Annotated in this window: 6 protein-coding genes and 1 pseudogene; 1 reads left to right on the top strand and 6 read right to left on the bottom strand. The window is 64.8% G+C overall.

Features of this window, described 5'->3' with window-relative positions:
• Positions 1-234 (top strand): annotated as a pseudogene (locus C493_RS01575) (hypothetical protein); the annotation flags it as partial.
• A 521-nt stretch (positions 235-755) separates the two neighbouring features.
• On the opposite strand, the gene C493_RS01570 reads toward C493_RS01575, so the two are convergent.
• The 6 genes from C493_RS01570 to C493_RS01545 form a co-directional block, all read right to left on the bottom strand.
• Complete coding sequence (locus tag C493_RS01570; protein WP_007257634.1) at positions 756-1,049, bottom strand: PRC-barrel domain-containing protein; 294 nt, start codon at positions 1,047-1,049, stop codon at positions 756-758.
• A gap of 104 nt (positions 1,050-1,153) precedes the next feature.
• Positions 1,154-1,801: a DUF7344 domain-containing protein gene (locus C493_RS01565; RefSeq protein WP_082681712.1), complete on the bottom strand. Its 648-nt coding sequence runs from the start codon at positions 1,799-1,801 to the stop codon at positions 1,154-1,156.
• A gap of 432 nt (positions 1,802-2,233) precedes the next feature.
• Positions 2,234-3,397, bottom strand: a complete 1,164-nt coding sequence (locus C493_RS01560) for a phosphotransacetylase family protein (protein ID WP_007257632.1) — start codon at positions 3,395-3,397, stop codon at positions 2,234-2,236.
• Positions 3,394-5,508 carry an acetate--CoA ligase family protein gene (locus tag C493_RS01555; protein WP_007257631.1) on the bottom strand — a complete coding sequence of 705 codons (2,115 nt, stop codon included), beginning with the start codon at positions 5,506-5,508 and terminating at the stop codon, positions 3,394-3,396. Before C493_RS01555 ends, C493_RS01560 begins: the two co-directional genes overlap by 4 nt.
• Positions 5,509-5,593: 85 nt before the next feature.
• Positions 5,594-6,607 carry a metal ABC transporter permease gene (locus C493_RS01550; RefSeq protein WP_007257630.1) on the bottom strand — a complete coding sequence of 338 codons (1,014 nt, stop codon included), beginning with the start codon at positions 6,605-6,607 and terminating at the stop codon, positions 5,594-5,596.
• Positions 6,607-7,347 carry a metal ABC transporter ATP-binding protein gene (locus tag C493_RS01545; RefSeq protein ID WP_007257629.1) on the bottom strand — a complete coding sequence of 247 codons (741 nt, stop codon included), beginning with the start codon at positions 7,345-7,347 and terminating at the stop codon, positions 6,607-6,609. Before C493_RS01545 ends, C493_RS01550 begins: the two co-directional genes overlap by 1 nt.
• Positions 7,348-7,425: the final 78 nt, after the last annotated feature.

Genomic DNA, 7,425 nt, shown 5'->3' with positions numbered 1-7,425 from the left:
TTGCCAGCCCGCTCAGAGATGTGTATAAGAGACAGCGCCTACGGCGAGATGGGCGAGACCGCGGGACACTCGACGCAGGCCAGCGCGGAGATTCCGCTGGGGATCTTCACCGGCATCGAAATCTCCGACGACACGCGAGATACCTTGCTCGATCTCACGGAAGAGGCCGTCAAGCGGACGTTGTTCGACGCGATGGGCGTCGAGGGGAGCAGCGAGGGCTCGAACGGCAACTGACGAGGGGACCTCGGGTTCGAGTGGGGACTCGTTTTCGTTTTCGTGTCGATCCGAACTGAACGGTCAGTGCATGGGTTTCGCGGAATGTTTCGCCAACGAGGGACGCTTCGCGCCCCTCGAGTCGTGCGAACGGGAGCGTCGCTCCCCTGGGGGAGAGCGGTTCCGAGCGAAGCGAGCGAATCCGCGGCGAAAAACGTTCGTTGTGCCGGCGTATCGAACGACGTATTTCCGAAAATCGGTCCCGGATCGTCTGGGGACAAGACGAGGCGTCCAGTCGTCGGAGAAACGGGAATTCCCTCGCCCTTCCCAGCCGATTCGCTCGCACGATTACCTCGATCGCTCCCCACTGTCGTTCGGACACGATCGACAGCGGGCGCCACCGGACGCCGGGTGTTCGTCTCGAGCGAGACGCCAGGATAGTGGGTCGGTAAGACGAAACTCGAGGGAGCGAACGCGAACCGAGAGACGAGACGCTCAGTGGCCGCGAAACGAGGAGTGGCAGTCGAATGCGCGAGGCGGTGTTACGCGATCAGTTCGTCCTCTTCCTCGTCGGGCTGTTTGACGCGTTCGACGACGTCGTTGATGAGGATGACGTCGCCGACGGCGCGCACCCAGCGGTAGGGAACGATGACGCCCTGGCCGCTGCGGGAGGCGTCGGTGAACAGTTCGGAGTTCAGATTCCCGAGTGCGAGACCCGTGATAGCTTGCCCGTCGACGTTGAGTCGTAGATCTTCGACTTCGCCGACGAAGACGCCGTTGTTCGAGTAGACCTCGCGTCCGACGAGGGAGGTGATTTCCTGGGGAGTGTCGTCCATGTGTGGCCTCATGCGTGGGTTACCCTTAACTTTTGGTCAGACGTCTCGGGTTGGGTTCGGATCGAGGCGAACCGGACTCGGCGGTCCGAATTCGACGCGCCGAATCAGTGCGATGGCCGATGGTCGCCGACGTCGGTTCGCGAGGGCGAGGGGAAGACGTTCGTCAGAATCGTCGTCAGGACGAACAGGAGGATGATGATCGCCGCAAGCGTCAGTTCGGGGAGGACGAGCAGTCCGGACGTGGAGGCGACGAACAGCCCGGTACTCACGGCGAGAGTCGTCGCGTAGGAGTCGGTGGCGAGCCGACGAAGCAGGGACGTCTCGTCGGCGGAGTCGGACGCCGACCGTGACGGTCCCTCGACCGGGTCCGTGACCTCGAGATACGGACGGAAGATCTCGAGTCGATCCGTCGTTCGGATGATGCCGCGAGACTTGTCGTATTCGATGAGGTTCTTCTCGTCGAGTTTCGGGAGGTGAGATTGATAGAGCGGGATGTAGACGCGCTGGCGCTGGGCCGACGTCAGTTTCTGGATCGTTGTCTCGTGTTCTTTCGCCGCGACGAACTCGGCGACGTCGCTCATTTTGACGGGGTCGTCGTCGGGGTGGTCGAGCAGGTACTCGATCGCATCTCGCCGCCGATTCGTCTGGAGGATGTGGAAGATTTCGTCCATGGAGAGCGCGTCGGTCTCACCGCTCGACGTATCGGACGACGTGCGGTCGGGGGAAGGGCGGTTGGTTGTGTCGGGCGTCATATCTCACACTCAGATAAGAAAACTAAGCCACCGTAAACCTTCTGTTTACAACTCTTGTCGAAAATATTTCTACTCGAATTACTAAATCACATTGTTAGTAACGATATATTATACAAATGTATCTTCGAAAATGGTTGCGGGAACGGGATGAGGCCGGCAGCTACGCCATTCAGTCGAAGCGTTTGTTCGGTAACGGGGAATGTGCAGCAACCCCGATAAACGAATCCCCGATACAATTTGGTATCTGTGAGTCTCGTCGCTCGATAGACAACTGGCGACAAGACCGTCTCTTCGAGACGGGCCCGAACGGGACGTACGGACTTTCAGCCGAGAAGCGGGTCGCTGCTGGTCGAATCGCGGATAAAATCGAAATTACGGCGCCGGTCTGTACCGACGTATCGACACCGTCGTCGAGAGGATGCAGTCCGACGGCTATTCGGCGTTGAGAACCGACTCGACGGCCGCGTGGTCGGTAAGCAGCGCCCGCATCTGCTCGACGGTTTCGGCGTCTCGAGTCCGACCGCTTCGAACGACATCTTCCGCGCGCTCGACGGTCGTGAGCGTGTCCGTCTGGACGGAGAGGATGGGGACCCCCTTCTCGGCGGCCCGACCGACGATCGTCCCCGATGGACGGTGGCCACCGGTCAGAATCAAACAGCGGACGCCGGGCGCCTCGAGTGCGGCGGTGTGAATCTCCGCCCGGTCTCCGCCGGTGATCACGGCGGCGTCTTTCGTTCGGCGGAAGTGGCGAAGGGCGCTGTCGGCACCCATCGCGCCGACGCTGAACCGTTCGACGTAGGTGTCGGCGCCCTCCTCGACGAGCAGCGTGGCGCCGAGTTCGTCTGCCAACTGGGAGACCGTCACGCCGGAGAGCGTCCGTTCGCTGGGGACGACGCCGAAGACGTCGATTCCGCGCGCCTCGAGGAAGGGGGCGACGTCGGTCTCGAGCGTATCGTAGACGGCGTCGGCAACGTCGTTGAAGACGACACCGGCGAGGCGGTCGCCGAATGCGTCGACCGCGGCGAGGACGTGGTCGACGTCGCGCGGGACCGCGTAGTTCCCGACGAGGATGACCCGCGCGTCGAGCAACTCGGCGATGTCGGCGTCGGTCAGATCGACGATGCCGCCGAGTTCGTACTCGCCGCCGCCCTCGACGAACATGCGGTCGCGGCCGTCGGCGAGCGTCTCGAAGGCCTCGACGACACGCTCGCTGAGTTCGTCCGGGTTCTCGCGGCCGCGCATCGCTTGCTCGATGAACGTGGGCGAGTAGACGATGGGCTCTAAGTCGTGCATCTCGGCCTCGAGGTCGAGCAGATTACGGGCGAGCATCGGATCCTGGTCCATCGTCTTGCCGACGTTACTCTCGAGGCGGGTTCCCTTCGGCTTCATATAGCCGACGCTGTCGCCCCGCTCGGCGGCGATCTGGGCGAGTGCGAGCGTGATCGCCGTCTTTCCCGTACTCTCCGCGAGCGAACTGACCAGCAGGGTGTCAGCATCCGTCTCGGCGCCAGGTCGCGGCTCGCGGTCGCTCGTCCGCTCGGTCTCGGTCGGTTCCGGTTCGCTGTCGTCGGTCTGTGTGGGTTCGGTGTCGCTCATTGGTGTCCTCCGGTCTCGAGGTCGTCCGTGTCGACGGTGAGTCTGAGGTCGATCGCCTGTACGCCATCGGGGCCTGCGACCAGCGGGTTGACGTCGAGTTCGAGAATCGACGGAAAGTCGGTCACGAGCTGGGAGAGTCGCTGAATCGTCTCGACGACGCCCTCGACGTCCGCCGGATCGCGCCCGCGTGCACCGCGCAACAGCGGCGCCGCTCGAATCTCGTCGACCATCGCCCGCGCCTCGTTCTCGCCGATCGGCGCCACGCGGACCGACGTATCCTCCAGTATCTCGACGAAGATACCGCCGAGCCCGAACAACAGCAGCGGACCGAACTGCGGATCGCGGTTCACGCCGACGATCGTCTCGGTGGCCCCCTCGAGGTCGAGTTGCTCTTGGATCTGAACGCCGAGGATCGTCGCGTCGGGCTGGTAGTTGCGCGCCCGGGCGACGAGGTTCTCGTAGGCGTCGTAGACGTCGTCGTCGGCGACGCCGATCTTGACGCCGCCGATGTCGGACTTGTGTGAGATATCGGGGCTAACGATCTTCATGACGACGTCGCCCGCGATCGACCCGGCGACCGCCTGGGCTCGATCGGGATCGTCGACGATCTCTCCGTCCGGGGTTGGGATTCCGTAGGCCTCGAGGAGGTCCATCGACTCGACGCCGAGTCGGTTGTCGTCGCGCTCCGTGGCGCGGGCGAGGATTTCGCGGGCCCGCTCGCGGTCGACGTCGAACGTCGTCGGCTCGTCGATCGTCCGCCGACGAACGTCGCGGTAGGTCGCCAGCGCGTCGAGTCCGGAGACCGCCCGCGAGGGGTCGAAATAGTTCGGGATGCCGAACTCCCGTAACACTTCCTCGGCGGCGCGGGCGCGCTCGCCGCCCATCAGGCAGGCGACGACGGGCGTGTCGTGATCTTCGCGTTTCTCGATGATCGTCTCGGCGAGTCTGTCGTACTGCAACACCGCTGTCGGCGCGCTAACCACGACCGCGCTCCCGACGTTCGGATCGTTGAGGGCGACGTCGAGCGCCTCGCCGAACCGATTCGCGTCGGCGTCGCCGATCGCGTCGATCGGGTTGTAGACGTTGGCCTCGTCGGGCATCGCCTCGCGCAACGCGTCGATCGTCCCGTCGGCGAAGTCGGCCATCTCGAGCGTCGAGTCGCCGACCGCGTCGGTCGTCAGTACGCCCGGCCCGCCCGCGTTCGTGACGACGGCGACGCCGTCGCGGTCGGGTTCGGGGAGCCCCGACAGCGCCCGCGCGTAGTCGAACAGTTCCTGGACGGAGTGGGCGCGGATGACGCCGGCTTGCTCGAGACCCGCTTCGTAGGCCTGCTCGCTGCCGGCGATGGCGCCCGTGTGTGAGGACGCGGCCTGCGCGCCGGCGTCGGTTCGACCCGCCTTCACGAGGACGATCGGCGTGTCGTCGGTCACCTCGCGGGCCGCGCGAACGAACTCGTCGCCGTCGTCGATCCCCTCGAGGTAGCCGATGATGACGTCGGTGTCGGGATCGTCGCCCCACTCGCGGACGAAGTCGGTCTCGTCGAGAACGGCCTTGTTGCCGAGCGAAACGACGTCCTGGAAGCCGATCCCCTGCTCGTTGGCCCACTCGAGGACGGCCGTAATGAAGGCCCCCGACTGACTCATAAAGGAGATCGAGCCCTCGAGGGCGTTCTCGGGGCCGAACGTGGCGTTCATGCCGTTCGGCGTCGACATGATTCCCAGGCTGTTCGGCCCGACGACGTTGAGGTCGTACTCCTCGGCGGCCGCGCGCAGTTCGCGCTCGCGTTCGGCGCCCTCGCCGCCGGTTTCGGAGAAGCCCGCGGTGATGACCACGGCGTTTTGCGTCCCGGCCTCGCCGAGGTCGTACAGCGCCTCGATCACGGCGTCGGGCGGGACCACGATCACGGCCAGATCAGTCGGCGGGGCGTTCGACACGTCGTCGTAACACTCGTGCCCGAGGACCTCGTCGCGGCCGGGATTTATCGGTACGACGTCGCCGTCGAACGCGTCCTCGAGGTTCTCGAGGATCGCCCGGCCGACGGCGCCCTCGCGGTCTGTCGCGCCGACGACCGCGACGGTCTCGGGGTCGAATAACTCGGCTAACCGTCCCATCGTTCGACGATGCGACACGTGTGAGAATAAAACCGCCCCTTGCTCCCACTCGACGGGGACCAGCGGATAGTACCGTCGCGGTGGATTAGTGCATCGAGAGCGCCGACGACCGGCTCGAGGCGGCGATCGTGAGCAGGTAGATGGCGATGGCGACGACGACGATCGGGCCGCTCGCGGCGATCCCCTGATGGATGGAGATCGCGTAGCCGGCGAGTACGGATGCCTGCCCGAACAGGACCGAGAGGACGAGGGTTTCCCTGAAACTCTCGGCGAGCTGTGAGGCGGCTGCGACGGGAACGACGAGCATTGCGGCGACGAGGATCACGCCGAGGATCTGCATCGCGCCGACGACGACGACGGCGGTCATGACGATCAACAGCGCGTTGTACCAGGTGACGTTGAGCCGGGCGACGCGAGCAGCCTGTTCGTCGAACGTAATGAACAGGAGCTGTTTGTACGTGATCGCGATCACGCCGAGGACGGCGAACGTCTGGACGACGACCAACTGCGCGCCCGACGACGGCACTACGGCGGCGCTGCCGAACAGAAAGTCTTCGATCGCGACGCCGGAGAGTCCCTGCCCGTACTCGATGATGATCGTCCCGACGGCGAAGCTACCGGTGAGCATGATCGCGATCGGGACGTCGCCGTAGGTGTCCGTCCGTTCGGCCAGCCACTGCACGCCGAGCGCGCCGAGGATGGCGACGACGAGCGCCGCGGTCAGGAGGTTGCCGTCCCAGCCGGTCGTCGCGCTGAAGAACAGGCCGACAGCGACGCCGGCGAAGGCGGTGTGTGCGAGCGTCTCGCCGATCAGCGCCATCTCTCGGTGGACGAGATACGTTCCCACGACCGGCGCGATAATACCGATGAGGATGACCGTTCCGATCGTCCGCCACATGAAGCCGTGGCTGAAGACGCCCGTTCCGAGGTAGTAGTCCATCCACTCGCCGACGACGATGAACTGCTCGTAGAGGAAGGCGGCGGCGCCGACGTGATCCCGCAGCGCCTCGAGGGAGATGACGCCGATCATCAGGACCGCCAGCAGGGCCGTCGCGACGATGCCGGCGAACTCGACTGAGCGACGTGCTGTCGCGTTCATCAGTGGTGGTGATGGACGACCTGTCCGTTCGCGCCGTAGGCCTCCGAGAGCGCGTCGCTTTCGACGAACGATTCCGTGTCACCGTGGTGGTAGAGCTCCTGGTTGATGCAGGCGATGTGGTCGGCTCGATCGGTGACGACGCCGATGTCGTGTTCGATCAGGACGATCGTGATCCCCTCCTGGTTCAGCGAGTCGAGAAGCTGGTAGAACTCGTCTCGAGACTCGGCGTCGACGCCGACGGTCGGTTCGTCGAGCGCGAGGAGATCCGCCTCCGACGCCAGCGCGCGGGCGATGTAGGCCCGCTGGCGCTGCCCGCCGGAAAGCTGGTTGACGCGTCGGTCCGCGAGGTCGGTGATGCCGACCGTCTCGAGAGCGTCGTCGACGATCGCCTCGTCCTCGTCGTCGAGACGGCCGAAGCCGGCGTGGGCGAATCGGCCCATCCGGACGGCTTCGCGAACGGTGACGGGCATCGAGCCGCCGCGACTGGTCGCCTTCTGAGAGACGTAGCCGATCCGCTCGCCGTCGTCGAACTCGTCGACCGGATCGCCGAACAGTTCGATCGTTCCGCTATCGGGGCTGTGCAGTCCGAGCATCAGGTGAAGGAGGGTCGTCTTGCCCGATCCGTTGGGCCCGATCAGACCGAGGAAGTCGCCTTCCTCGATCGTCAGCGAAACGTCTCGAACGGCGACGTTCTCGCCGTAGGCGAACGTCACGTTCTGGATGTCGACGACTGTGCTCACGGTGGATTCACGTTGGGTTCGGGGATGGAGTGGCTTATCTCTTCCACTTCGTCGCGATCGGTCACGAGTCGCCATCGG

The organism is Natronolimnohabitans innermongolicus JCM 12255 (assembly GCF_000337215.1).
GTDB classification, from domain to species: Archaea; Halobacteriota; Halobacteria; order Halobacteriales; family Natrialbaceae; genus Natronolimnohabitans; species Natronolimnohabitans innermongolicus.
This window is presented reverse-complemented; position numbering and strand designations above follow the sequence as displayed.

What these genes read in the sequence shown, in the direction of transcription:
- C493_RS01550 (WP_007257630.1), bottom strand. Translation starts at nt 6,607, where the DNA reads ATGAACGCGACAGCACGTCGCTCAGTCGAGTTCGCCGGCATCGTCGCG.
- C493_RS01555 (WP_007257631.1), bottom strand. Translation starts at nt 5,508, where the DNA reads ATGGGACGGTTAGCCGAGTTATTCGACCCCGAGACCGTCGCGGTCGTC.
- C493_RS01560 (WP_007257632.1), bottom strand. Translation starts at nt 3,397, where the DNA reads ATGAGCGACACCGAACCCACACAGACCGACGACAGCGAACCGGAACCG.
- C493_RS01570 (WP_007257634.1), bottom strand. Translation starts at nt 1,049, where the DNA reads ATGGACGACACTCCCCAGGAAATCACCTCCCTCGTCGGACGCGAGGTC.
- C493_RS01565 (WP_082681712.1), bottom strand. Translation starts at nt 1,801, where the DNA reads ATGACGCCCGACACAACCAACCGCCCTTCCCCCGACCGCACGTCGTCC.